General features: G+C 33.8%; 28 protein-coding genes and 3 pseudogenes. 16 read left to right on the top strand and 15 right to left on the bottom strand.

Annotation, left to right across the window (positions count from 1 at the left end):
• Positions 1-6: 6 nt before the first annotated feature.
• Entirely contained in the window at positions 7-345 is a 339-nt protein-coding gene (gene rsbV, locus MHB70_RS04180) for an anti sigma b factor antagonist RsbV (RefSeq protein ID WP_002106052.1), read from the bottom strand.
• 195 nt (positions 346-540) lie between these two features.
• Between rsbV and MHB70_RS04175 the strand changes: the two genes are divergently transcribed.
• Complete coding sequence (locus MHB70_RS04175; protein WP_000391024.1) at positions 541-741, top strand: hypothetical protein; 201 nt, start codon at positions 541-543, stop codon at positions 739-741.
• Positions 742-921: 180 nt separating this feature from the next.
• On the opposite strand, the gene MHB70_RS04170 is transcribed toward MHB70_RS04175, so the two are convergent.
• The 3 genes from MHB70_RS04170 to MHB70_RS04160 all read right to left on the bottom strand — a co-directional run bounded on the left by MHB70_RS04170 (position 922) and on the right by MHB70_RS04160 (position 1,889).
• Complete coding sequence (locus MHB70_RS04170; protein WP_000522903.1) at positions 922-1,173, bottom strand: GlsB/YeaQ/YmgE family stress response membrane protein; 252 nt, start codon at positions 1,171-1,173, stop codon at positions 922-924.
• 75 nt (positions 1,174-1,248) lie between these two features.
• On the bottom strand, positions 1,249-1,449 hold the full coding sequence (locus tag MHB70_RS04165) for a CsbD family protein (RefSeq protein WP_000004263.1): 201 nt from the start codon (positions 1,447-1,449) through the stop codon (positions 1,249-1,251).
• Between the two features lie 50 nt (positions 1,450-1,499).
• A complete protein-coding gene (locus tag MHB70_RS04160) occupies positions 1,500-1,889 on the bottom strand; it encodes a general stress protein (RefSeq protein WP_000448820.1) in 390 nt (129 codons plus the stop codon).
• Positions 1,890-2,102: 213 nt separating this feature from the next.
• Here MHB70_RS04160 and MHB70_RS04155 point away from each other — a divergent pair, with 213 nt between their 5' ends.
• Both MHB70_RS04155 and MHB70_RS04150 read left to right on the top strand, forming a co-directional pair.
• Complete coding sequence (locus MHB70_RS04155) at positions 2,103-2,573, top strand: hypothetical protein (RefSeq protein ID WP_061529386.1); 471 nt, start codon at positions 2,103-2,105, stop codon at positions 2,571-2,573.
• A gap of 71 nt (positions 2,574-2,644) precedes the next feature.
• Positions 2,645-2,812 (top strand): annotated as a pseudogene (locus MHB70_RS04150) (YolD-like family protein); the annotation flags it as partial.
• 64 nt (positions 2,813-2,876) lie between these two features.
• Here the strand turns inward: MHB70_RS04150 and MHB70_RS04145 are convergent.
• Together MHB70_RS04145 and MHB70_RS04140 are read right to left on the bottom strand one after the other, a co-directional pair.
• Entirely contained in the window at positions 2,877-3,290 is a 414-nt protein-coding gene (locus MHB70_RS04145) for a hypothetical protein (protein WP_000120220.1), read from the bottom strand.
• A 427-nt stretch (positions 3,291-3,717) separates the two neighbouring features.
• A complete protein-coding gene (locus tag MHB70_RS04140) occupies positions 3,718-6,102 on the bottom strand; it encodes an immune inhibitor A domain-containing protein (protein WP_000710824.1) in 2,385 nt (794 codons plus the stop codon).
• 513 nt (positions 6,103-6,615) lie between these two features.
• Here MHB70_RS04140 and MHB70_RS04135 point away from each other — a divergent pair.
• Both MHB70_RS04135 and MHB70_RS04130 read left to right on the top strand, forming a co-directional pair.
• Positions 6,616-7,710, top strand: coding sequence for a response regulator aspartate phosphatase (locus tag MHB70_RS04135; RefSeq protein ID WP_000253569.1), 1,095 nt, complete (start codon positions 6,616-6,618; stop codon positions 7,708-7,710).
• Positions 7,710-7,868, top strand: coding sequence for a hypothetical protein (locus MHB70_RS04130; protein ID WP_000732343.1), 159 nt, complete (start codon positions 7,710-7,712; stop codon positions 7,866-7,868). The genes MHB70_RS04135 and MHB70_RS04130 overlap by 1 nt, the downstream gene beginning before the upstream one ends.
• 360 nt (positions 7,869-8,228) lie before the next feature.
• On the opposite strand, the gene MHB70_RS04125 is transcribed toward MHB70_RS04130, so the two are convergent.
• Positions 8,229-9,602, bottom strand: coding sequence for a sensor histidine kinase (locus tag MHB70_RS04125; protein WP_000736484.1), 1,374 nt, complete (start codon positions 9,600-9,602; stop codon positions 8,229-8,231).
• The gene (locus MHB70_RS04120; RefSeq protein WP_001264540.1) at positions 9,599-10,273 is read right to left on the bottom strand and encodes a response regulator transcription factor; all 675 of its coding nucleotides are present in this window, start codon (positions 10,271-10,273) and stop codon (positions 9,599-9,601) included. The genes MHB70_RS04125 and MHB70_RS04120 overlap by 4 nt, the downstream gene beginning before the upstream one ends.
• A gap of 174 nt (positions 10,274-10,447) precedes the next feature.
• On the opposite strand from MHB70_RS04120, the gene MHB70_RS04115 reads away from it, so the two are divergent.
• Positions 10,448-10,918, top strand: a complete 471-nt coding sequence (locus MHB70_RS04115; RefSeq protein WP_052943382.1) for a hypothetical protein — start codon at positions 10,448-10,450, stop codon at positions 10,916-10,918.
• Positions 10,919-10,938: 20 nt separating this feature from the next.
• The gene (locus MHB70_RS04110) at positions 10,939-11,262 is read left to right on the top strand and encodes a PepSY domain-containing protein (protein ID WP_000912147.1); all 324 of its coding nucleotides are present in this window, start codon (positions 10,939-10,941) and stop codon (positions 11,260-11,262) included.
• A gap of 100 nt (positions 11,263-11,362) precedes the next feature.
• On the opposite strand, the gene MHB70_RS04105 is transcribed toward MHB70_RS04110, so the two are convergent.
• The gene (locus MHB70_RS04105; RefSeq protein ID WP_061529388.1) at positions 11,363-11,869 is read right to left on the bottom strand and encodes an RrF2 family transcriptional regulator; all 507 of its coding nucleotides are present in this window, start codon (positions 11,867-11,869) and stop codon (positions 11,363-11,365) included.
• 210 nt (positions 11,870-12,079) lie between these two features.
• On the opposite strand from MHB70_RS04105, the gene MHB70_RS04100 reads away from it, so the two are divergent.
• Positions 12,080-12,721 carry an FMN-dependent NADH-azoreductase gene (locus MHB70_RS04100; protein WP_001044341.1) on the top strand — a complete coding sequence of 214 codons (642 nt, stop codon included), beginning with the start codon at positions 12,080-12,082 and terminating at the stop codon, positions 12,719-12,721.
• Positions 12,722-12,795: 74 nt separating this feature from the next.
• Here the strand turns inward: MHB70_RS04100 and dhaK are convergent, their stop codons facing one another.
• Positions 12,796-14,547 (bottom strand): dihydroxyacetone kinase subunit DhaK, encoded by a 1,752-nt coding sequence (dhaK, locus tag MHB70_RS04095; RefSeq protein ID WP_000720706.1) that lies wholly within the window; start codon positions 14,545-14,547, stop codon positions 12,796-12,798.
• 178 nt (positions 14,548-14,725) lie between these two features.
• Here dhaK and dhaS point away from each other — a divergent pair, with 178 nt between their 5' ends.
• Both dhaS and dhaQ read left to right on the top strand, forming a co-directional pair.
• A complete protein-coding gene (gene dhaS / locus MHB70_RS04090) occupies positions 14,726-15,292 on the top strand; it encodes a dihydroxyacetone kinase transcriptional activator DhaS (RefSeq protein WP_000204220.1) in 567 nt (188 codons plus the stop codon).
• Between the two features lie 19 nt (positions 15,293-15,311).
• Positions 15,312-16,310, top strand: coding sequence for a DhaKLM operon coactivator DhaQ (dhaQ, locus tag MHB70_RS04085; protein WP_000723336.1), 999 nt, complete (start codon positions 15,312-15,314; stop codon positions 16,308-16,310).
• Between the two features lie 111 nt (positions 16,311-16,421).
• Here dhaQ and MHB70_RS04080 read toward each other — a convergent pair whose 3' ends face one another.
• Positions 16,422-17,039, bottom strand: coding sequence for a VanZ family protein (locus tag MHB70_RS04080; RefSeq protein ID WP_154698687.1), 618 nt, complete (start codon positions 17,037-17,039; stop codon positions 16,422-16,424).
• A 244-nt stretch (positions 17,040-17,283) separates the two neighbouring features.
• Here MHB70_RS04080 and MHB70_RS04075 point away from each other — a divergent pair.
• The 6 genes and pseudogenes from MHB70_RS04075 to MHB70_RS04050 form a co-directional block, all read left to right on the top strand.
• Positions 17,284-17,385 (top strand): annotated as a pseudogene (locus tag MHB70_RS04075) (TetR family transcriptional regulator); the annotation flags it as partial.
• Positions 17,386-17,579: 194 nt separating this feature from the next.
• Positions 17,580-17,891, top strand: a complete 312-nt coding sequence (locus MHB70_RS04070; RefSeq protein ID WP_000433544.1) for an ArsR/SmtB family transcription factor — start codon at positions 17,580-17,582, stop codon at positions 17,889-17,891.
• 266 nt (positions 17,892-18,157) lie between these two features.
• A complete protein-coding gene (locus MHB70_RS04065) occupies positions 18,158-19,333 on the top strand; it encodes an MFS transporter (RefSeq protein WP_061529389.1) in 1,176 nt (391 codons plus the stop codon).
• Between the two features lie 653 nt (positions 19,334-19,986).
• Positions 19,987-20,406: pseudogene (locus MHB70_RS04060) on the top strand (Branched-chain amino acid permease); the annotation flags it as partial.
• 1,017 nt (positions 20,407-21,423) lie between these two features.
• On the top strand, positions 21,424-22,317 hold the full coding sequence (locus MHB70_RS04055) for a helix-turn-helix domain-containing protein (protein ID WP_000393590.1): 894 nt from the start codon (positions 21,424-21,426) through the stop codon (positions 22,315-22,317).
• A gap of 233 nt (positions 22,318-22,550) precedes the next feature.
• Positions 22,551-22,658 carry a YjcZ family sporulation protein gene (locus MHB70_RS04050; protein ID WP_000505673.1) on the top strand — a complete coding sequence of 36 codons (108 nt, stop codon included), beginning with the start codon at positions 22,551-22,553 and terminating at the stop codon, positions 22,656-22,658.
• A gap of 521 nt (positions 22,659-23,179) precedes the next feature.
• On the opposite strand, the gene MHB70_RS04045 is transcribed toward MHB70_RS04050, so the two are convergent.
• From MHB70_RS04045 to MHB70_RS04030, 4 genes are all read right to left on the bottom strand, one after another.
• The gene (locus tag MHB70_RS04045; protein ID WP_000620621.1) at positions 23,180-23,551 is read right to left on the bottom strand and encodes an ATP synthase subunit I; all 372 of its coding nucleotides are present in this window, start codon (positions 23,549-23,551) and stop codon (positions 23,180-23,182) included.
• 22 nt (positions 23,552-23,573) lie between these two features.
• The gene (gene pssA / locus MHB70_RS04040; RefSeq protein ID WP_000042261.1) at positions 23,574-24,158 is read right to left on the bottom strand and encodes a CDP-diacylglycerol--serine O-phosphatidyltransferase; all 585 of its coding nucleotides are present in this window, start codon (positions 24,156-24,158) and stop codon (positions 23,574-23,576) included.
• On the bottom strand, positions 24,151-24,609 hold the full coding sequence (locus MHB70_RS04035) for a MarR family winged helix-turn-helix transcriptional regulator (protein WP_000198623.1): 459 nt from the start codon (positions 24,607-24,609) through the stop codon (positions 24,151-24,153). The genes pssA and MHB70_RS04035 overlap by 8 nt, the downstream gene beginning before the upstream one ends.
• 159 nt (positions 24,610-24,768) lie before the next feature.
• Complete coding sequence (locus MHB70_RS04030) at positions 24,769-26,208, bottom strand: 6-phospho-beta-glucosidase (protein WP_000048730.1); 1,440 nt, start codon at positions 26,206-26,208, stop codon at positions 24,769-24,771.
• Positions 26,209-26,266 lie beyond the last annotated feature (58 nt).

Genomic DNA, 26,266 nt, shown 5'->3' with positions numbered 1-26,266 from the left:
CCCTAGTCACCTTCTTTCTACTTTTTCAAAATCCGAATTCAAGTTTAATATTTCTGTTAACCCTGTAATATCAAATAATCTTTTTAATCTTTTAGATACACCGATAAACTCTAGCTTTCCATCATTTTTCTTAACTGCTTTTAATAGTGCTATAAAAACACCTAAACCAGTACTATCCATATAATCTACGTTATGAAAATCTACTACAATATGAACCTCTTTTTCACTTGTAATAGGCATTACCTTATTTTTCAAATCTGATGCCGTATACGCATCAATCTCACCATTAAGTTGTACCGTATAACCTACATCATTTTGCAAAATATTTATTTCCAAATTCATCATTTCCGCCCCCTTATCTCAAACTTTTACTATTTAATTACCCATAAAAATTAGTTTTAAACATATTTTTTATTTTAATTATAAATAAATTCCCCACACCTTTCTCGGCTTAACACTTAAAAAATACTATCAAATGTTTAAAACTTATAAATTTGTGTATGTATAATGTATAAACATTATTTTTAGGGGGATCTATCTATGGAAGAGCACAGCTTTAAAAAGGGAGATTTCGTTCAATTTTCTTATCGACACGATCATGCTACAACGTTAGTTGGTTCCATTATTAACATACTAACAAATACAATTGTAGTTGATATAGGTAATAGCGAGGACTTATCTCATATAGAGCCAAGGCAAGTCGTAAGAATAAATAATTGTGAAAAAGTAACGATGATTTAATACATAATAAAAAGTGTAATTTCAATGAGCGGGGGCCTTCATCCCCCGCTCATTCCTATGCAGATTACATTAAAAAAGCATCCAAATTAGTTTAATTGGATGCTTTTTTATGTATATTTATCAGTTCATTCACTTTATAGTTATATATAATAAACTTAAGATTACTATTCATTATCATACTTACGCTTTCCGTAGCATTCTAGAGAAGAATGTAACGATTAAAATAAAGACGATTGCACCTAATAACGCTGGAAGAACAAAAATGCCTCCCCATTCAGGACCCCAATGACCAAATAACGCACTACCTACCCAAGATCCAATTAAACCAGCAATTACATTACCAACTATACCTAAAGGAAAGTCTTTCCCCGTAATCATTCCAGCTAACGCACCAATAAGTCCACCTACAATACACGTAATAATAAGTCCCACAATTAAACCTCCTATATTGTTTTTATATTTGATTTATCAAGCTTTGGTATGTAACCAAAGCTTGATAAACATGTATTATTCTTTATTATCCAATCCATCACTTATCTTTTGTTTCACTTTTCCGACTTTTTCTTTTATAGTTCCCTTCGTCTTCTCCCACTTCCCTTCATTTTTCAACTCTCTATCTTCTGTAACTTCACCAATCCCTTCTTTTACTTGTCCTTTTTTCTTTTCAACTTTACCCGTAATTTGTTCTTTTAGACCGCTCTCACTCATATTTCCAATCTCCTTTTCGTAATAGATTTATAGATGTAAAGGATACAAATTTAAAGAGAATACGTGCATCTTCTTTCTTGTAGCCATTCACCGACTCTTTCTAAATCCTTAACGAATAACAAGATTTTCCCTTCATCCAGCTTTTCTTCATAAAAGTTAGCTTCTTCCTCATTAAGTCCTAACTCTTGCATCTTATTTCTTAACTGATCTCCCGTTTTTTGAAAGACATTAATAATGCTTGTCCCAAGTCCTTCCTCTTTTATTCCAATCGTGTTCACGTCTGCATTATCTGCGATTCTATCTGTCCTCTCTTTCTCATGTGTTAACACGTAAATATCTTTTTGTTCTATTCCTTTCTTCACTAGATCATTTGCCGCATTCATGACCTCTTTCTCCGTAATAAATTCATATACAAAAGGTTTACTATACTTCGTTTCCATCTTTAACTTCCTCCTTTAAAATGAATTATTTGTTATATTATATGTAGTACACCTATTTTCGAAATGTTAAACATAAAATATGAAAAAAGTTATGTGAATTTTAATTTTAATAGAAAATGAACAACATCATTTACCACTTTAAAACATCTTCTCCTTACAATAACTACCTAAATTAACAGAAAATTGTTATAATTAAACATAAGGAGGGATACTATGAAAAAAATCATATCTATATGCGCTCTAACCGCTCTATCTTTCACTTTAATAGGTTGTACAAGCTCCTCGGCTACAGATAAAGCTTCACAAGTTAAGCAAGAACATACACAAAATACATTTCAATTAAATTCCGCTAATATTACAGACATTGAAATACTGAAAACAACAAATAATACTATTTCCAAATCTCAAACAGACAATGAAGAAATGATAAAACCTATCGTTTCGGCAGTTCAAAATGGAACCTCGAAAACAATTACATTAGATCAAAAAAAGAAACAATCGGCACATTCTACTATAACCGTTACATGTAAAGATGACGCAAAAGAAGAGTTTCTTGTCTGGATCGATAATAAGGAGCAAATTACAATCGCTAAAGATGAGAAGAAAGGTAAAGTAGAAGCTGTGACATTAAACATGAAACACTCTAAAATGATGAAAGATTTCTTTAAAAATGATAAAACGTAAAAAGGATCTCCTTTAAGGAGATCCTTCTTCTCTTTATACAATTTGCTTTATACAAGCAAACGAAATACATACTATTGTTATGCTCCTTATCATTCGAAGAAGAAATATTAATTATATATTATGGAGACGGTTATTTACTCTTTAATTATATGACTATCGTTAATATTGATTTGCTAAATCGTGCTGTCCTATGTACCGATGATGACACTAAATTTTTTTATATAGTTGATGTTAAGTAAAGGAAGTAGCTTTACATCCTACTTCCTTTACTTAACCATTTCCATATTTAGACTTTTATAAAATCTATTTAAGGTCTAATTTTGCTAAATCATGTTGTAAAACATTATTTCCTTCTTGTGGATTAAATACGATTGCACTAAGACCAAAAACATTCGTAACAACATCTCTATCATTTGGATGAATTATTCTTACTTCGTAAGCAAAAAGTCCTGGAGGAAGAGCTGCCGAACGAAAAGTAACATATTGATTAGGTGCTAATGTTCGTGTAGAAGGATCTACTAATGGTAACAATACAGGAGAACCAGATGACCAATCAAACATTTCAACAGTTACTCTATGAGTATCATCTGGATCAACATTCATAGCATCAACAGTAAGAAATAAAGTAGCAGAATGTCTACGTAATACACCCGTTGATAACGTTTCATTGTAATTTTTACAACATTTTTTAGAAGAATAACCATAGCCATAACTCATATCAATTTCCCCCTTTCATTTACAATTAAGGACAAGCATTCCTTATAATATATAATGCTATTATTATTTTATTGAAAGGTATAATAGCGGAATTTCATCTATATTTTCTAATATTTAAGTTTACGTTTGTTCACTCGTATTGAAAATAAAGTGAAACTTTAATCAGTGGGGGTTTTGTTCATCCCCACTGATTATTAGCCTTCACCAATCGGGCGTTTACAGGCAGCCCGACCCCCACCTAACTTCTTTGCTTCCGCTGAATTTTGAGGTGGGGGCCTTACTGCCCGGCAAATAGCGGGATAAATTTTATATCATTCTTTTCCATGAACTAGTTCCTAAAAGGTCCCTTTTCTACAATAAAAAAAAGAGCTGTCCATAAGTCGGTTTCACCAACTTATGAGACAGCTCCTCTTCACTTCACCTTATTTTATCGATGAATCCAAACTGCACCTGCAGACTTGTCTTCTGCTTGGCCTACTACTTCAAACTTTAATCCTAGTTTCGGCAACTTACGTCCTGCATCTGGAATCACGCTGTTGATATACTGCTTAGAATCATCAAATTTCGCAACACCTGGTAATCCTTTATAGTCAAAGATACCGCGAGTTGGCGAATCTACTCTCCATGCTGGTGTTTGATCGAATGAGAATGCAGCATCAGCAATTTGATAACGCGTACTGCTCTTCACAGTCGGTTGTCCATTTAATGTCCCTACGATTGCCTCTGGATGAGAATCTACTACTCCTAAGAATCCTTCACCTGGATGAACCCCTACCCAGTTATCTGTAAAGCTTTGATCCGCATACCATACAACCATTCCTGTATTAAATACTGGACCACGCGCATGTTGTAAAGCCGTGTCAGAACCAGCGTAATTTCTCCACTCTACATAGTAGTTATGTTTCTTCTGTTCAAATCCGTTAGACACCGTAAATCCTTTTAGTGTCATTGCTGGTTGGCCTTCTGCATCATCTGAGAAAACAACTTTTCCATTTACAGTTAATGCAGCATTATCTAATGCAAATCCTTTATAAGCTACTGCAATATCTGTTAAATACTCAAATTGCAGTTTTACTTTTTTCCCTTTGAATTGGCTTAAATCGTATGATTTATCAACCCACTTACCATCAGTTGTATCCACGCCGCCTTTTACATCTTTTTCGCCCATTCTATCAATGCGTGTCTTCGTTCCATCTTCTGCAATCGCATATACGTCAAGGAAATCATACTTCGCTTCCAGTTCGTAGAATGCCTTATAATCAAACTTAGCATCCGTTGCATTTGTTAAGTCAAATACTGGTGTCTCAAGTGTTGTATGAATGTCATTTCCTTTTGTGCTGTAGTAAAACTTCTTACCAAATGCCGATTCGATATTTTTAATATCTTTGTCCGGCAAGTTAACACGAACGATTCCTGGTCGTTTTGATTTTGTAACACTTTGATCTAAATATGTTGCAACACCGACTCCCGTGCGAAGTTTATCGTAATCTACCTCAACGATATTCGCCCAATTGCCCTTCATATTCTTTTGGAAAAACTCTTTATTTTGTGGTGAGAAACTTGTTGGCTCTGTTCCTGCAATTTTTCCAGCCCAGCTACCGCCACTCATAATAGACCAAGACTCAACAGGTTCACCTTGTCCTGAGTACTTCGTATCGTACTCATCTGGTAAGCCTAAATCATGACCATACTCATGCGCAAACACACCAACCGCTCCATCTTCAGGCTCGATTGTATAATCGTATGCAGCCATCTTTCCGCCCCAATTTGAAACAGAAGATTTTGTGCCATCAATCGCATATGGTTTTGACCCAAGTTTTGAACGATGAGACCAAATTGCATCATCTTTCAATTTACCGCCACCAGCTTCTTGACCAACACCAGCATGTACAACCATTAAATGATCAATAATGCCATCTGGCTCGTTTTTATTTCCATCACCATCTTGATCGTATTGATCAAATTGGTCATAATCTGCTAAATTGATCCCTTTTGCTACCGCTGCTTTTAATGCTTCTTTCACAAAATCACGTGGCCCTAAAGGACCTTTGTTATCATGACCAGTTCCAGCATCCGCACCATAATCTGAAGCTTTTCCTGGAACAGTAAGCCATTCCGTTACAGTTCCATCAACTGTGTAGCTACCACCAGATTGTTCTTCATAATATTGTTTAAATGTGTTAATCTTCGATCCATCAAATAACGTAAACGGTTCATCACCAAATAACATTTTTTGATAATGTTCACGATTGAAGTCCTTAGAATACATGTATCCTGGCTCTTGATCAATATTGTTATGCTTAAAATCGCTAAATTCTACGAGTAAAACAAGTACTTTATCTTTTCGGACAGCTCCATTGTACTCAGCTTGCTTCGCTGATGTAGTAGGTACTTTTCCATTTAATTTCCCTGGATTTAATCCTGCACCTTGTCCAGCTACTGGTCCTACTTCTGGCTGCTGCGCCTGTTCATTTTCCTTCATTTTTGAATCTTTTACTTTTTTCATAAAATCAGAAGCTTCTTGCGTAAGACTATCTCCTGTCAAGACTTCTTTCCCAGGGTTTTCCCCTTTCTTTTTCTCAACATATTTTTCGACAGCCTTTGACGTCTCCGCTTGTGATGCAGATTGATCAATTACGCCCCGTTGTTTTAGCGCTTCTGCCAAACGCTCCTCCGGTATTAAATGCTCATCTATCGGTAGAGATGATGGCGTATCAGCATACGCTGCATGACTTCCAAAAGCAAAACTACTACTTAGTACTGCCGCTGTTGCTAAAACTGATAATGGTTTTAACTTCTTATCCTTTTTCAATGCATTTCCTCCCCAGTGTCTGCAAATTATCGTTTTTTTGTCGATAACAACATAATATTCGTTATAATACGAATATTCAATCTTTTTAAACGGACAAAATGTTGAGAAATATTTTTTGTGCAGGATGAAATACGTAAGATAGCAAAATACAAAGGTTCTGCTTATTTATGTTTTTTAAGTTTTGCATATAACCATAAAGTGGGATCACTTGTTCTTTCAAATGGATAGCGATGGAGTAAAATGCTTATTTACAATACTAAGGAAATACAACATACAAACAGGCTGTTATTTGTTTTAAGTACAATAGTCATACTTGCTCGATGCACTTATTTTTTGGCAATAAATAAATGATCACCATCTAAGGAATCTTATTTATATTCTAATTACCTTTTAAATTATCAGAAAATTATTGAAAAAGTTTTTTCTTGCTATCTATCACTCTAACACACTTAATTTCTTGCTAGTATATACATATCAATATACAAATAAATATAGTAGAAAGCGAGGAGAATTATGGTAAGTCATCTAAAACCAAAAGATATAATCACACAACTTTTAAATAATTGGTATCAAGAGATACGTGCCCAGCACCTAAAAGAAGCAAAACATTTAAAAACAGAGATTGATACACACATAAAAAGTATTAATGAAGATCCAAATTTACTATTCCATTACTCACTTCTTACTTTTCGCTTTAAAGTTTTGCTCGATCATTTAAGCATCACACCCACAAGCTTCCAGGCAATTGATTCACTGGATATACCAAAAAATGAATCGTTGTCTTATTATTATCACTTTTTCAAAGGGATTCATGCCACACTAATTTCCAACAACAATGAAGCCTGGGAATACTACGAAAAAGCCGAAACACTATTACAACATATTCATGACGATCTTGAAATAGCCGAGTTTAGCTATCGTTTTGCTAACTTCTATCTTCATACCTATCAACCTCTATTAGGAATTCAACATGTGACTAAAGCTAAAGAAATCTTCTCTAAACATAATGGCTATGAAAATAATGTTGCCGCTTGTGAGAACTTATACGGTTTAGCATGTATTAATATAAAACAATTCCCTGTAGCAGAAGAAAAATTTAATTCTGCAATAGATATTTTACGTAAAAATAATGAGGATTCCCTAATATTAAGAGTCCGCAATAATTTAGGTTTTTTATATAGTAGCCAAAACTTATCCGCTTTAGCAATTCGACACTTATCAGAAGTAACAACTAAAACTCCAGAGCATTTTAGGGCCATTTTTCTTAAGGCTAGAGAACATTTAAAGATTGGGGAACTTGAACAGTCGGCCGAGTTAATCGAACGAGGATTATCAATTTGTGAGAAGCTAGACAATAAAGAATACCTATATCATTTCAAACTTTTAGATTGTATAAATAAAGGTGTTTCGGCTGCTATTCTCGAAGAATTATCTTTGGAAGCTATCTCATTTTTCGACACACAACAACTCTATACTTACACACAAGAATACACTGAAAAATTAGCAATCAAGTTTTACGAAGAAAGCGACACTGTAAAAGCTAGTAAATACTTTTATATTAGTCATCAAGCTAAAGAAAAAACTTTTGAAAAAGGAGCGTTAAAATAATGAAAAAACTTTTTGGAACGATTTTAGGTTTATCACTTTCAGTTGCATTATCTATTGGATTAGCATTCCCTTCACAATCAGATTCTAAGAAACAAGTTGATTCGACTAAATCTAGTACAATTATGTACATGCAATCAAGCCACGGTGACTCCTGGTAATACAAAGAGTTTTTTATCTGTTACCATCATTAATTAGGAAAAGGGCACTCCCTCAATGGAGTGCCCTTTTCCTAATTAATAGACAACATATAGCAGACTACTTATTAACTTCAGCCCATTTAACCTTGAACTCCGCACCGAAATCATTTGCGCAACACGTTCGAAAATATAAATCTATGATGTTAGAAACAGACTAATCATCTGTTCTTGTTGTTTCAATTTCATACTAAAAAGGAATGTATTGTATCATGTTGAAAACATAATTTATAACTAAATCGATTTACTTTCATTTACTTTTAAATAAAGATTAAAGAGAGCTTTTAAATCCATCTTTATTCTAAAGCTACAAACGAGCATACATTATGCTCGTTTTTCAATTGGTAGTTTAAATGTAAAAGTACTGCCTTCCCCTAATTTACTTTCAACGGTAATTTCTCCTCCATGTAGTTCGACAATCCATTTTACCATCGACAATCCTAAACCTGTGTTTCCCATGTTTGAAGATGTTCGTGCTGCATCAACTCGATAGAAGCGTTCCCATATTTTCGTAATATGTTGCTCGCTGATGCCTATGCCATTATCGGAGACTTTACCTATTATGTTCGTTCCATCACGGCATAGTTGTATATTCACACTACCATTCTCTTTACCATAAGCAATCGCATTCGTTAATAAATTCATTAATAAACGCATCATCAATGTTTGATCTGCTTTAATAAACAGGTCTTCCTCTATATTTGTTGTTATATCAATCGAGGCTTCTTGAACCATTAATGAAAGCTCTTCTACAACGATTTCCGTTAATTCACTCATATTGATACATTCAAATTGAAAAGTATCATGCTTTCCTTGATCAACTCGTGCTAATAATAAAAGTTGCGAGATTAACGAGGACATTTTACGTGATTGCCTTAAAATTACTTCTAAAGATTCTTCCATTTCTTTCGGATTATTCCTCTGCGATAAGGCGTATTCGCATTGCGAAATAATCACAGATGTTGGCGTTCTTAATTCATGAGATGCATCAGATGTAAATTGTTTTTCACTTTCAAATGATTTCTCCAATCGCTCAAACATGTTGTCAAAGGTTTGTGCTAAATGATAAATTTCGTCTTTCGATGAACCTTGTAAATTAATCCTCTTCGAAAGGTCTTTACCATCACCAATTTCACTAGCTGAATCACTCATTTGTTTCACAGGTCGAAACGCTCTTTGCGTAATAAAATATCCTCCCACTGCCGCAATGAGAATAAGTAATGGGAAAGAGATGAGTGTTACCACGATAAGCGTATTCATCGTTGATGATAATTGGTTCATCGTCATTATTCCACGAACCCAGACTTGCTCATCGCCGCCTACGTTATGGAGAAAATCATATACGATCCATTCTTTATTACCATTTTTAATGGTTTGTATTTCATCGGATTTAAGCGATATCTTTTTATTAAAGCTTGTTGGACTATTTCCTGCCAGTAGCTCACCTTGCTTACTATAAATGAGGAGATTTACTCCATCTTCTAAAGTTTCAAACTCATCGTCAATCTTTAACTGCCCATGCTTATATTTGATATCTTCCATGCTTTCTTTTACTGTGCTCTTTAATTGATTTTTCATATTAAAAAGCACAACTTTATCTGAAGAAGCTAAAATAAAAGCTAACACGAGTGCCATAATAATTACAATTAACCCCGTATACCAAAGGGTTACTCTCATTTTTATTGATAGTTTTTTCATGACTCTACTCGCAATACGTAACCAGTGCCTCGTACTGTATGAATTAACTTCGTTTCAAACTGGCTATCAATTTTTTTACGAAGGTATCGGACGTAAACATCAATAATATTTGAGCCACCTTCATAGTCGTAATTCCACACATGTTGCTCAATTTTATCTCGTGTCAACACAACTTCTTTATTACGAATCATATATTCTAAAATAGCAAATTCTTTACTGGAAAGATTAATAACCTGCTCTCCCCTTGTTACTTTATGCATATTGCAATCCACCACTAGATCAGCAATTTCAAACACATTAGAGGTATTCCCTGTTTTTCTTCGCATCAACACTCGAATTCTTGCTAATAGTTCATCAAAAGCAAATGGCTTTACTAAATAATCATCCGCACCTAAGTCGAGTCCTTTTACGCGATCATCAATTGTATCTTTAGCTGTAAGAAGCAAGACAGGAGTTGTATTATTGTCTGCGCGTAATCTTTGTAACACTTGTAACCCATCTATTCGGGGAATCATAATATCAAGCACAATCAAGTCATAAGTAGCCATGCTTATATAATCCAAGGCATCTGCTCCATTCCCACATCCATCGACACTATAATATTCTGCATTTAATCGTTTTACTAATATATTTTGTAAGTCTTGTTCATCTTCGACAATAAGAACTCGCATTAGCATCCTCCTTTTTTCTTATTATATATATCACTATAGTTCCAAAACATTAAAGAAAGATTAGAAACGATTTAATTATATCATTTTATTTTTTGGCACATTAATCTTCCTTTAATGTTTGTTCAGTAATATAAAGGCAAGGATAAGGTGCTCAATTAAAGGGAGGAAAACATAATGAGAAACTGGATGATAATTGGAGCAATGTCTTGTTTATTCTTAACAGCTTGTTCTACTCAATCTGATAACAATACAGAAGTACAACAACTGAAAACGGAAAATGATAAATTACAAAAAGAAGTTGCTCAACTACAAAAAGAACCAAACAAAACAGAGCCTGCTACGAATGATACGAAGCAAATACAAGATTTCAAAAATGAAGTCTCATCTATTATAGAAAAGGCACATAACACAAAACCAGTTGGAACAAAAGAAGAGGACTTAAATACGTACTTAGCAGCAAAAAAAGAAATTGACCAATTAGATGACAAAATAGATTTATCTGATAATCAGCTAGAAGCAGATTATCGCGCTGGAACGATAACTGTTGAACAATATCAAACACAAGAAAGAGAACAAGATATACTAGAAGATCAATTAGAGCAAGCAGAAAATGCACTTGAAGCAAGATTTGGAATAGATGATTAATCATTAAGGAGTGAATGAAAATGTTAAAACATAAAAAGAAAATAATGATAAGTGTAATTGCTACTTTAGTAATTGGTATTGCTATTGTTGGTGGATATTTTGGTATGGGTTACAATTATGCAAAAAAGAATGACAACTACACAGAAAAACAAGTTCGTGAAATTGCTTTAGCACAAACAAATGGAGAAATTATTCATGTGAAAAAAGAATTTGAATTAGAAGATGACAACTTAACACAATCTCAATTCGAATATGAAGTGGAAATCAAGACACCTGATAATCTATTGAATGTTTTAAAAGTTAGCGCTAGAACAGGCACAATAGAAATCGATCACGAAGATTAAAAAATATAATTAAGCAACGTGAATTCCATATTTTTAGGAACTCACATGATGGCATTCATGTTAAAAAACAAAAAAACTCTAACTAATTCGTCATGGCGATTTAGTTAGAGTTTTTTTGTTTGAAGTATTCACGAGTATCTCCCCTTATCTTTTCAGGTAAAACAATATCAAGTTCTTTATCTAACCATGCAAGAGTCTTTTTACGAAGAAACTCACGCATGTGTTCTTCTGCTTCAAGCATTACTAAGTTAATTGTACAAGAAGAATTGCTAGGTTCACAAGAATTACAAGCCTCGTCTCGATATAGTAGGCCATTCTGCACAATATTTTTACATTGAAAAATAGGTTTTGGACCTTCGACAGCTTCTATTACATCCCAAAAAGAGATATCTTCTGGAGACTTAGCTAACCTATACCCTCCCTTTACACCTGGGACAGAATTCACAATGCCAGCTTTAGATAATTTACCGAAAACTTTTGAAAGAAATGTTTCAGAAAGTCCTTGAAACTCTGCCAAATCCTTTATTCCAACACTTTCCTTGGAAGGAGTATTAATTAAATAAACTAGGCAATGCAAGGCATATTCAACCCCAACACTATATTGCATATACAAATCACCTGCTTTTTATTTTAAGGGTTATCAAATTGTATCTTAGGACCATTTAGAATTTTAGTCAAATAAAAAAAGGCTCTTTTAGAATAGTATGTATTTCATTTGACAAAAATAATTTCAGAGCTTATATTAAAGACTAAGTTAATCGACGATTAACTTAGTCGGCAATTAAAACGTAAAAACTTTTAAAAAGGGGAAATACAAATGAACAAAACACTTATCATAAACGCACATCCGAAAGTGGATGATCCATCATCAGTCAGCATTAAGGTTCTTAACCACTTTTTAGTATCTTATAAAGAATTAATTCCTCATAATGAAACGATTGAACAGATTAATTTATACGATGATGTAGTACCAATGATAGATAAAACTGTTTTAAGCGCATGGGAAAAGCAAGGAAATGGACAAAAGTTAACTGATGAAGAACAAAAAGTAACAGAGCGTATGTCCGAGATTTTACAACAATTTAAAAGTGCAAATACGTATGTTATCGTATTACCTTTGCACAACTTTAATATTCCATCAAAGTTAAAAGATTACATGGACAATATCATGATTGCACGTGAAACATTTAAATATACTGAAACTGGATCAGTTGGATTACTTAAAGATGGAAGAAGAATGCTTGTTATACAAGCAAGTGGCGGGATCTATACAAATGATGATTGGTATACAGAAGTGGAATACTCTCATAAATATTTAAAAGCAATGTTTAATTTCTTTGGTATTGAAGATTATCAAATCGTTCGTGCACAAGGAACAGCAGTACTAGATCCAAATGAAGTATTACAAAATGCGTATAAAGAAGTTGAAGAAGCAGCTTCTAGATTGGCTAACAAATAAAATTTTTCACTGGAAGAATGATGATTATAAATAAAGATCCCCTCCACCTTAAGGCAGAGGGGATCTTCTAATTCCTATTTCAAACTACCCGCAATCTCCGTAAAGATAACTCCAAGCGCATGTGCACCTGCATCTGGATAGCCTAAACTTCTTTCACCAACTGTACCGGCGCGGCCCATGCGAGCTACGATTTCTTTCGTGTACTCTGCTCCTTTAACGGCTGCTTCTGCACCTTTTTCAAAGGCAGTTTTCATGTCTACTTCGTTTGAAGCGCTAGCTAACCAAGAATCCACACATGGAGCAAGTGCATCAACAAGTGTTTTATCACCAACTACTGCACCTCTACCGAACGATCTTTCACCGATAGATTGTATGCCTTGCAGTGCTGCTTGCAACATTTCAGCAAATTCTTTCACTGTTAACTCACGCTTCTCGCCTGCTGCTTTACTAGCTGCGCGGAATGCACCGCCCCAAATTGGACCAGATGCGCCGCCGCAATGTTCCATAATAATCATGGAACAACCGTCAAGGAATGATCCGATCGTTACATTTTCTTGTTCTACAATAGAATGCCACTCACGTTTTAATTGCTTAAATCCTTTCGCAACACTCATTCCGAAGTCGCCGTCACCTGCATGTGTATCTAACTCACAGAACGGTACTTCATTTTTAATAATAATGTCGCTCATTTTATCAACGAGATAAATCATGTTGTTTAATGTAATGATATTATCTTTAATCACAGCGTGCTCTTCCGCTGTTTCTATTTCAAATGAAACTTCTTTCTCTTCTGCCTCTTCAAGTACATTCACGTACTCTACACTTTCAACTGGTCCATCTACTTTAAACGCTGGTGTATTACATTCTTTCGATAGTAATGTTTTTAGCTCATCATCTAACTTCATCACTGTTAAAGACATACCAGCCATATCAATACTCGTCATATAGTTACCGACGAATACTCTATTAATTTTAATGTTTCTAGCAGCTAATTCTCTCGTAACTGCGTTATTAAATAAGTATAGTTCTTGCAGTGGTGTACCACCAAAACCATTTACTAGAAGCGCAATTTCCTCGCCATCTTTTACTCCTAAATCTTTTATTAAATCATTTGTCATACGTTTAGCTAACTCATCAGCTGACATCGTTTTTTCACGCTTAATTCCTGGTTCGCCGTGAATACCAACGCCGTATTCCATTTCATCTTCCGCAAGTGTGAAAGTAGGTGATCCGCTCGCTGGAACTGTACAAGACGTTAACGCTAAACCGATTGTACGCACGTTAGCCGCTGCTTTTTCCGCTACAGCTTTCACCGCGCCTAAATCCATACCTGCTTCCGCTGCTGCGCCGGCAATTTTATGAACGAGAATAACGCCCGCAACGCCGCGGCGTCCTACTGTATACAGACTATCTTCTACCGCAATATCATCGTCAACTTTTACGTAATCGACTTCAATTCCATCTTCCTTGGCTAAATGCGCACCGTTTTTGAAATTCATAATATCGCCGCTGTAGTTTTTAATAATTAATAACGTACCTTTTTTACTAGCTGTCTCTTTAATTGCTTGATATACCTGAATTTGCGAAGGAGAAGCAAACACATCTCCGCACACTGCCGCATCTAACATTCCTTTTCCGACTAGTCCTGCATGTGCTGGCTCATGACCACTACCGCCGCCACTAATTAACGTTACTTTATTTTCATTCATTTCTTTTTTCTTAATTACTTTATATTTTTTCAAAAGCTCAAGCTCTGGGTGAGCCATAACCATTCCGTTACACATTTCCATAACTAATGTTTCTGGTTTGTTTATAATCTTTTTCATTGTGATTCTCCCTCAATTCCTTTAATATATTGTGATATATTTGAAATCTTCTTCTTACTAACCATGTTAAAATGAAAGCGTTTTATAGTAAACGGACAAAATGGACAATCTGTCTAAAGACACCGCTCTCATTTATAGATAGGATTTTTATATTAATAACATTCTAGGGATGATTCAGATGACCTCTTCTATAATTTCTAAAAAGATAATCGCGAACTCATTGAAATATTTAATGGAAACAGAGTCGTTTCATAAAATATCAGTAAGCGATATTATGTTACACTGTCAAATGCGTAGACAAACTTTTTATTATCATTTTAAAGATAAATTTGAACTATTAAGCTGGATTTATAGAGAAGAAACGAAAGAAAACATTATCGACTTTCTCGACTATGAAACGTGGGAAAACATTTTCGATTTATTATTTGATTACTTTTATGAAAATCAAAAATTTTACCGAAATGCTTTTAAAGTCATTGAACAAAACTCGTTTAATCACTATTTATTTGAGCATACGAAAAACTTATATATGAAGATTATTGATGAACTATCCGTGAGCTGTGGATTCAGCCTTTCTGACGAGACAAAAAATACGATTGCCTCCTTTTATAGTCACGGCTTCGTTGGAACGATAAAGGATTGGATTGAAAGCAAATGCGAAGTAGATCCTTCCATTATGTCTTCTCTCATGAAAAATATGATCAACAATCAATTACTACTATTACTGGAGCAATCAGCAAAGTAATTAAAGGGTGGCAAAAGCAATGAAAAAGATTATGAATGATGTACAACATATCGTTCAAGATATGCTGCATGGCTTTTATTTTGAACATAACGACAAATTAAATTACGACGAAACAAACAACATCATTTATGTAAAAGATATCGACAAACTGAAGCAAGACGTCGCTATTATAAGCGGTGGTGGTAGCGGACATGAACCTGCTGATATTGGTTATGTAGGAAAAGGAATGCTTACAGCGGCAGTAAATGGCAGTATTTTCACTCCGCCTACAGTAGAACAAATTGTCGCAGCTACTCACCTTATACCAAAGGATAAAAGTATTTTATTCATCATTAAAAACTTTAAAGATGACGTTGAGAATTTTCTAGCGGCGAAGCAAATTGCCAAAAAAGAAGGAAGACAAATTGACCACATCATCGTAAATGACGACGTTTCAATTGAAGATGATGCTTCTTTTAATAAAAGAAGACGCGGCGTCGCTGGCACTGTTTTCGTTCAAAAAATACTTGGTGCGGCTGCTGAGAGCGGACATTCTTTAGAAGAACTAACAACACTTGGCCGCTCTATCACCGAAAACTTACACACATTGGGAGTCGCACTTTCACCTGCAAACGATCCAGTGAAAGGAAAAGCTTCATTCACATTAAACGACGATGAAGTCTTTTACGGCGTCGGCATTCACGGAGAGAAAGGATACCGTAAAGAAGCACTATCCTCTTCTGAAATATTAGCAATCGAACTAATGAACAAACTAAAAAGCATTTATCGCTGGAGAAAAGGCGACAACTTCGCTATTCTCATTAATGGACTCGGTGCCACACCATTAATGGAACAATACATTTTCGCAAATGATATTCGCCGTTTATGTGAGCTGGAGGGATTACATGTGAAGTTCGTAAAAGTCGGTACCCTTCTAACTTCTTTAGATATGAAAGGTGTTTCGCTCAGTTTGCTTAAGGTAGAGGATTTGGATTGGGTGAAGTGGTTGAATGCGGATGTTGGAGTGGGTAATTGGTAACTAAAATTATGATGAGAAAAGCCTTTAGCTATAACCAGTTAAAGGCTTTTTTTACAAATTGAAATATCGCACGAGCGTTAAAAATAAATTCGTAATCATCTCATTGGAAGATTACAGGTCTCCAGGATAATAAATTAACATCACACCTACAAGTGAGAAAACCAAATAAAAAACAGCTTCGTATTGTATAGCTAGAGAAGTGTTAGTATCAAGCTTTTTCCCCTCTCTTTTATCTATCAGTTTAAATAAAACTCTATATAATACATACCCAATAATCGCCCCGAGAGTATTCGTAAATACATCATCAATATCTGTAATTCTACTATTTAGTAATTGACTTAACTCAATTGCAAGTGAAAAAAAGAATCCCGCATATATAGTATTTTTCATTTTTCTAAACTGCGGCCAAATAGTCGGTAATAAAAAACCTAACGGCATAAACAGTACAATGTTCAAAAGGTATGCAGTACTACCTGCAGTATCAAATAAAGTCAAGTTAATTTGACTTACACGAATCCACGTTTCATTTCTACTTATATCCCATACTGTCGCGATCTGCGTCACCCCATACACTAGCGAAAGGTAAAACAGAAAAACATACACCCATAGAAAATGCCAAATAGATATAGTTCTTTTCGTTTTAAAATAAAATCCAATTTGAAATACAATACAAAAAATAACAGTAAAGAAATAAGTATACAAATAACTCATCAAAACTTCTGTATGCATGCAGAATCCCCTAACTTTACATTTTCATCTATGACTTTGTCGTTTTTAGTCTCCTTCATGATGTAACTCATTTATAGGATAGGAAAAACTTCTAAAATAAAAAGTGGGGGAAACATAAAATTTTTCTTAAATCTTCAGTTGAGTTTTATTATTACTCTTCTTAGGAATCCGCCATTGATAGCTAGGCAACAACATGCTTGAACGTAACAAGATTATCATTTTTGCACGTAATCCTCGTAGTACTTTAATCGATGAAACATATATAAAATCATGTGAATCGTTTGTTCAGTTAAAACATGAAATTAAGAAATATATGACGTACTATAATCACTCTTGCTATCAATAGAATTTAAAGAAGATGACTCCTGTTCGCATACAGAAATCATCTTTTTTAGGTTACCTAACTTTTTTTAGAATGTCCTTTACAAAGAGTACAGATCAAGAACACCTTATGCCTATTCAAAGGGATCAACTATACCTTCTTCCCTTAAAATCACCAAAACCCATTTACAAATCTGTAAAAGTAGATATAATTTCCTTATGGAACCTTTATTAATTTATAAAGCATTGTCAAATGAAACAAGATGTCAAATTTTATCATGGTTGAAAAATCCAGAAAACTATTTCGATGAAAAACCTTATCTAGAGCAAGGCCTTAACTTTCAAGTTGGAGTATGTGTAGGAGATATCCAGCTTAAAACTGGTTTAGCCCAATCGGTTATTTCTAGTTATTTATTAACTATGAAAAAGGCAGGACTACTAGACTCTGACCGAATTGGAAAATGGACTTACTATCGTCGAAATGAAAAAACAATACAAGAGTTTTCTGAATACGTCCAAAACGAATTATAAAGTGAAAGCTAATAATCAATTAGCATACCAATTGATTATTAGCCTTCACACATTCTGCTTTTTTATAAAATTGCACTACCTATAAAAGCAAGAAACATGGAAAGGAGAAATTTTTTTAACACATCATATCTAATTATTTAGATATCTGTTATTGTATTTCAAATTACATAGTCCTAATAATATTGACATCCAATCATGCTTGCAATAATGCTTCTTTGTTAATGAATTTACTTTCAAAATACTAGTACGAATGGAGAGTTTTATAAATGAAAAAAGTAAATCCTTTACTTATTCTGACACTCGCAATAGGTGTGTTCGGAATTATTACTACCGAAATGGGTATTGTCGGTGTATTACCACAAATCACTCAGAAATTCGGCATTTCAACTGCACAAGCAGGATTTTTAGTAAGTATATTCGCACTAGTTGTTGCTATTTCTGGTCCGTTTTTAATTTTGCTCGTCTCTGGGATTAATCGCAAAATAATTTTATTAACAGCAATTTTCATATTTGTTATTTCAAATTTAATCTACGCTTATACAACACAATTTGAAATCATGCTTATTTTTCGTATTTTACCGGCAGCGCTTCATCCACTCTTCTTTTCAATCGCTCTTGTAACAGCTGCTAAACTTGTCCCTCCTGAGAAGAGTGGTCAAGCCGTTACAAAAGTTTTCATGGGAATTACAGTTGGTTTTGCTCTAGGCGTACCATTAACCTCTTACCTTGCAGACCAATTTTCACTAGAAATTGCTTTCTTATTCGGAGCATTCGTTAACACTCTTGCATTCATTGGAATACTAATCTACCTTCCTTCTATGCCTGTTACAGAAAAAATTTCTTTCGGCAAACAAATTCGTATACTCGGCAAACCAGGATTATGGTTAAATATTTTAACCGTCACATTCCTTTTTGCAGCCATGTTTTCCGTATACAGCTACTTCGCTGAATACCTTGCAACAGTAACTTCCATGAATGGATCTCTCATCAGTATTATGCTATTCATATTTGGTATAGTTATGATTTTAGGTAATCATTTATTTGGTAGTCTCCTGCAAAAAAGTATAGTAAATACAGTACTATCCTTCCCTATTTTATATTCTATCGTTTACATATTAGTTTATTATTTAGGTTCCTACCTTGTTCCAATGATTTTTATAGTATTCATTTGGGGAATCGTGCATGCTGGCGGATTAATTGTTGGTCAAACATGGTTAATAAGTGAAGCAAAAGAAGCACCTGAATTTGGTAATAGCCTATTCGTTTCATTCTCAAATCTCGGAATTACTTTAGGAACAACTATTGGAGGCTGGTTCATTTCAAACTTAGGTATTCACCAGCTTATTTGGAGTGGATTTCTATTCACACTACTTTCCTTTCTATTAGTTATAATAAAACTAAAATTTTTCAATTCCAATAGTCCAGCTTCATTATCAAGCTAGTACATTACAGTTCCAAATTTGATAAAAATATTATAAATTCTTCTCTATATAACATACAGGTTATTCTTCTTATAAGATTTTCCAAACTAAAAAGTATAATGCTCAAAGCCTTTAGCCATAATTACGACTAAAGGCTTTTTTGTATATAAAGTGAAACTTTAATCAGGCTTTTACAGGCAGTTAATGCGGGTTAAAAATAAATCTCAAAGGAGCTACTTTATGGAGCATAATCAAAATGGAATACTTGCTATAATTGTTTTGGTTTTAGGATTAGTGTTTTTTGTTAGTGGAATGGTTTATCATTTATGGGGTTCTTATTAATAGCATGATTGTAATCACCCATCCCCCCTCTAGTATATCGTTCCATACTTGAGGGGGGGATTAATATGTTAAAAGACCATTTCTACGACCGTTGGCTGTATTTGGAGTATCAACTGTATCTTCATTTTGCTAATCATAACAGGAATGGTATTAGCTCTAAATTTTCATGTGAAAGATCAACATACTATTAGATATCGTTTATAAAGAAACTGATGATAAATCTAAAGAGATTGATAAAGTGAAACTTTAATCAGTGGGGGTTTTGTTCATCCCCACTGATTATTAGCCTTCACCAATCGGGCGTTTACGGGCAGCCCCACAAATAGCGGGATAAATTAAAAGGGGATATATCACTATTGGAAACGCAAAATAAAACGCTAGATGCTGAAGTGAAAAGATTAAAAGAAGAATTAGCAAAGAAAGAACAACCTAAAAAAGAAGAATAAAAGCGCGAAACGCAACAACCTGCTGCTCAACCGGAAAAGAAAGAAGAAGTTAAACAACAACAATCTACAGGTTCATTTGCAAATCCAGTGAAGGAAAAAGCGAAGCAATACTTCAAAGATGATTACATGACTCAAAACTTTGTTGCTAGTGAGCAAACGAAAGCGTACGATTTCTTATATGGCATTGAAATAAAATCACAAGAAGAATTGAACATGATGAAAAACGCATTAAAAGATTTTCCTAACGATTTTATGACAGCTAAGTTTGTTTATGAAGAACAGATGAAAACAAAAAATCTACAATAAACATTTTTAAAGTTCACATTACCTTTATAAGGGGATTATGAACAAAGTAGTGAAGTAAGTGATAGCACTCAGATGAGTGCTTTTACTATGTAGATCAACAAAAGAGAGGAATAAACAATATGAATAGAAAAGCTTTCATTGGATTTCTAAGTACTATCATTATTCCAATTATCAGCATCTACTATCGGCCTAATTAATTTTTCCTTATGCCCTTTAACATCAACCGTTTCAAATTTCTTTAAACTATTACATATGTTTGTACCACGCTTTGTTGATACGTTCACACTTCACAGTTGTTGAATTTTTAGACTTATCCCTTAGTGTACCCATACTATTAGAACATCCTACCATATTTAGACAGAATGTAGCCAACACACATGATATTATTAATTTCTTCAAATAGCCAATTCAAACTCTCTTTCGGTTAACGTTTTTTCATAAAATAAGTTCCATACTAATTTTACATTATATTAAAAGTTGAAAAATATTCTTATACTCATAAATTGTTACATTTAAAGGAGAGAAACAGAATTTCATAAGATATTATTATTAAAAAACTTACATATAGTTTAAATATAGCCTCTTATATAAAAAAATCCCAATAAAATATATATTTGAAACATATTTCTCAATGAATAAAATAACTTAACATGGTAAAATAATATTGGGATGAGAATCCCAATATTATTAAAATTAAGATGGTTCAAGTCGAAGAAAGGCACCTCAGGGTGTCTTTTCTTTATTTCTCAATGTAAGAACTTTAAGGATATGCTAGCAAATTCCCTTCTGTACAATGAAGGAGTAACACCTAATAGTAAGGCCCATCTATTTCCGTAGGTGGGTTTTATGTAATTTTATACTTATGCATGATGGTTCGATTCGGAAGAAGGAGCCTTTTATAATGAAATTTTATAAAAAGGCCTTAAAAAACAATAATTGCAACTATATTAATTTTACATTACATTAAGGATGGAGAATATTATTATACTAATAAAGCGCTAAATAGTAGGGGGAAAAATGGAATTTTGTGATTTGGGTATTACCATTAAAGAACTTCGAATTAAAAAAAATATATCACAATCCGAATTATGTCATGGCATATGTTCACAAAGTCAAATTAGCAAGATAGAAAAAGGTATGATTTATCCATCTAGCATATTGTTATATCAATTATCAGAAAGACTTGGTGTTGATCCAAATAATATATTTGCACTAACTCAAAACAAAAAATTAAAATACGTAAAAAATGTAAAATATGTAATGAGAGATTGTGTAAAGCAAAAACAATATAAAGAACTTTATGAAATAGTAAAAAAAGAGAAAAACGAAAACAATTTCCAATTAACAGAAGATAAACAATTTCTAATATGGTATGAAGCAATTGCTATATATCGTGTGAATAACTCAACAAAAGCGGCTTTAACTCTTCTTAATAATGCATTAAAACTAACTTTAACCAATGTTGATTGTTTATCAGAAAGAGAAATAGATATTATGCAATCAACTGCTATATTGTATGCGGAAAACAAAGAATACGAAAAAAGTATTAATATGTTAAAAAAATGTTTAACTAATTTTAATAAGTTAGATTTTCCTAGAGATAAAGAAATTAAATTAAAAATTATTTTAAATTTAGCAAAATGTTTAGACTTCACCTATCAACATGAAGAAGCAATAAAACACCTTGATAAGGGCATCAAATTAGCTATTAATCTAAACACTTTATACCTATTAGGTGAACTATTCTATTTAAAAGGTCAGTATTTATTAAAGATTAAACAACATGATGAAGAAGATGTTGTGAATAACATGAAAAAAGCATTATTTATATTTGAACTAACAGAAAAAGAACATTATATACAAATGACTAAAGATGAATTAATTGAAATACAAAATAAAAAACACTCATAATCTCGTAAAAACTACTTACAAAGCCCACAGGAAAAATCTCTATAGTTTTTAAACTTACAACGATATTATTAAAATGAAAGTAGTTCAAGTTGGACAAAGTTACCTTAGAGTGTCTTTTTTTATTTTCAAAAGGACCTGCTCAATTATTGCGTAAAAAACATAAAGTAATTTGAATCCGTTAAAATGCATGAGTGACCTTTTGTTTTCCCCTCTTATTAAAAGGAGGAACTATTATGGGATTTGGTGGTAGTTGTGGCGGCTGTGGATTTTCTGGAGGCTTTGCTTTATTAGTTGTATTATTTATTTTATTAATCATCGTTGGAGCTTCTTGCTTCTGCTAAAAAACTATCGGAAAAGACACTCATATATGGGTGTCTTTTCTTTTTACGTTAAAAGGCCCCCTATTTCCGTAGGTGGCCTTTATCTTTATTACACAATATTAAAGTATACTCTCTTTTCCCCGTAAACTTTATGTAATTATACATATTAGTGAAAAGATACACTTAATGAATATTAAATATAGTAAAATATAAATTGTGGACATATTCTATAAAGCAGATTCTTTTGACAGGCGTAACATATCAATCATTATAGGGGATGTGGCGTTACTCCGATACTGATCTCAAATCTCTTTTATTTTATGAACTAACAATCTGATGTATATAAACAATTCTGTTTTATAGGGTGTGTTTACATTTATAACAAAGGGGTAATACGGATAGATTCGTATGAAATGAAAATGGTTCAAGTCGGAGAAAGGCACCTCAGGGTGTCTTTTCTTTATAATAAAAAAGCTCTCCATAAAGGAAAGCTTTTACGTTTATACATGTAAGTCATCCAAATTAGTGATTCACACAACTCTTTATTCCTTCACATCTTTCATGCTGTAATATCCTAAATTAATAATAATTAAGAAATACCCAACCATAATTCCAGCAGCAAATGTCCACATGAAATCATGATGTTCAATTTCATACATAATAATCGCGCCGAGTATTGCGGCTGCAAACCGATTTATCATTCCAAGCATCGGCGCTTTTTCTTTTTTCACAATGCTGTCTCCGAACTTTTCAATACGCCTTCCTAAAATCCAGGCGCAATACATACTCACTAAAAGGCCAATGCCCCCCCCTACAAACTGGGCTGAAAAAGGTGTCATAAGCCATCCTAATACCATCACCCCTAGCAAACAATACATTTGTATGTTAAATGATCTTAATGCCATACGAATCATGCAATGCTCCTTACCTTTCTCATTAGTCCCATCTTTCGAACTTCAAGCTTTCCGATATATCTTTTTTAAAATGAGGGAATTTGATTTTGCTCACCATTAAATAAGCGAGTACGCATGTGCCAAACGCCACGGAAACTGGATTATTCAAAAAGCATAAAATGAGGAGACACATTGCCGCGAATGGTATTGGCATTCCGATAAATGTCGGGAGTTTGCTTTGCTGCGTGTTAAATCTCGCAAGCCGAAGCATGCCACAAATACTGTAAGCAAGCGCACATATCATCCCGATAGACTGCAAATCTTTCAATGCGACACTATATGCAAGAATAGACGGTGCCACACCAAAGGTAACTAAATCCGCAAACGAGTCCAACTCTCCGCCAATTTCCGAAACAGCATCAAGTTTCCGAGCGACCATACCATCAAAAAAATCAAATAACATACCTGTAATAATAAAAACTGCTCCTAAATAAATATCGTGAACGAAAACAGCGTAAATAGCCAAAAGCCCACATACAAAATTTGCTATCGTAATCATATTTGGTATGTAACTCATAACATGCTTCTCCTCCTTTCTACTAATTGCTTCATCTACGTTCTTACTCATTAGAATCAAGATCCTTCTGTTTTTCTTCTAATATAACTTTATTTATTTTCGTTAACGTATCGGTCATTTGCTCTAAAGCATGTATATCGATTTTCGAAAAGTACTTCTCAATTAATACATCATCTAAATCAGACAACCGCTCTATATACTTACTACCGTTTGGACCAAGTGTAAGGAAATACTCCCGTTTATTATTAGGGTTTACTTGTTTCGAAATCATCTTCTGTTTTTCCAATTTCGATAAAACTTGGCTCACAGCACTTTTCGATATATTAAAAGTAGTCGCAATGTGATTCGCTGTCGTATTTTCATTTAAATTAATATGAAATAGCATGCTCTCTTGCTGTCCTGTAAGACCGTACTCATCTTTTAGCTCCTGAAATAGTAAAATGTAAAATTCATTATAAGCCCGGTTCATTTCATTAATTACTTCTTTATACGATCTAGTCATAGCATTCTTCCTCCATGCTGTTATTTCGTTTCGTTATATAGTTAAGTTCACTTAACTTAACTATATAATACCGTTATGTTCGTGTAAAGGGAAATATAGCTCTATCCTTTATTTACAATGAAAAAAGAAGACATCATTTAAGATGTCTCCTTTCCATACTTAAGACTCCAAACTCTCACCATTCGTCTCAATTACTTCTTTATACCAATTGAAACTGTTTTTCTTCGATCTTTTTAATGAACCTTTTCCTTCATTATCTTTATCAACGTATATATATCCATAACGTTTTTTCATTTCTCCAGTAGAAGCACTTACAAGGTCAATTGGGCCCCAGCTTGTATACCCGATAATATCTACTCCATCTTGAATTGCTTCTGACATTTCGATCATATGTTTTTGCAAGTAATCAATACGGTATTCATCATTCACTTCGTCTTCACCATTTAATTGATCGATTGCACCGAGACCATTTTCAACAACAAATAAAGGTTTTTGGTAACGATCGTAAAGTTGGTTCGCTGTAATACGGAAGCCTTTCGGATCAATCGTCCATCCCCACTCTGATTTTTCCAAATATGGATTTTCAACAGAACCGAATACATTCCCGCTCGTTATGCTTTTTAACACTTCTGGATCTGTACTTGTTGCTCGGCTTGAATAGTAGCTAAATCCAATATAATCAACTGTATGCTCTTTTAAAATCTCCTCGTCTTCTTTTTCCATTTCAATTGTTACATTGTTATCTTTAAAGAAGCGTTTTGCGTATCCAGGATATTGTCCTCTTGCTTGTACATCAATGAAGAAGAATGATTCACGGTCTTGTTCCATCGCACGAAAAACATCGTCTGGATTACATGTGTATGGATACGTTGCACCAGCAGCAAGCATACAACCGATTTTTGCGTCTGGAATCATTTCATGACACGCTTTTACAGCTAACGCACTTGCGACAAGTTGGTGATGCGCTGCTTGATACTGAATTTGTTTTTTGTTCTCACCTTCTTTAAATGCTAGCCCTGCACCCATGAAAGGTAAATGTAAAAGCATATTAATTTCGTTAAATGTCATCCAATATTTCACTTTATCTTTATATCTATTAAAAATCGTTTTTGCATACGTCTCAAAGAAAGTGACAAGTTTTCTACTTCTCCAGCTTCCATACTTTTCTACTAAATGAATAGGAACATCAAAATGAGCCATCGTAACGACTGGTTCAATGCCCTGCTTTAACAGTTCATCAAATAAATTATCATAAAACTGTAATCCTGCTTCATTCGGCTTTTCATCTTCACCATTTGGGAAAATACGTGTCCAAGCGATAGATACACGTAGCGCTTTAAATCCCATTTCTGCAAACAGCGCGATATCTTCTTTATAACGATGATAAAAATCAATCGCTTCGTGTGATGGATAAAACTCCCCTTCTGCCGGTGTAAAGGAATGAATATTCCCCTTCATAATATCCCAACGTTTTTCACCAGTTGGCAATAGATCAACTACCGTCAATCCTTTTCCATCTTCTAAATATGCTCCTTCAACTTGATTGGCTGCGATTGCTCCACCCCATAAAAATCCTTTAGGAAAAATAACTTTAGACATATAGAAAAACTCCTTTATATAAGAATTAACGAGGAAAGGCATTGTAAGTTTTAAAGAA

Source organism: Bacillus sp. FSL M7-1020 (genome assembly GCF_038050415.1).
Classification (GTDB): domain Bacteria; phylum Bacillota; class Bacilli; order Bacillales; family Bacillaceae_G; genus Bacillus_A; species Bacillus_A toyonensis.
Note: the sequence above shows the minus strand (reverse complement) of the source record. Positions and strands in the feature narration are given on the sequence as shown.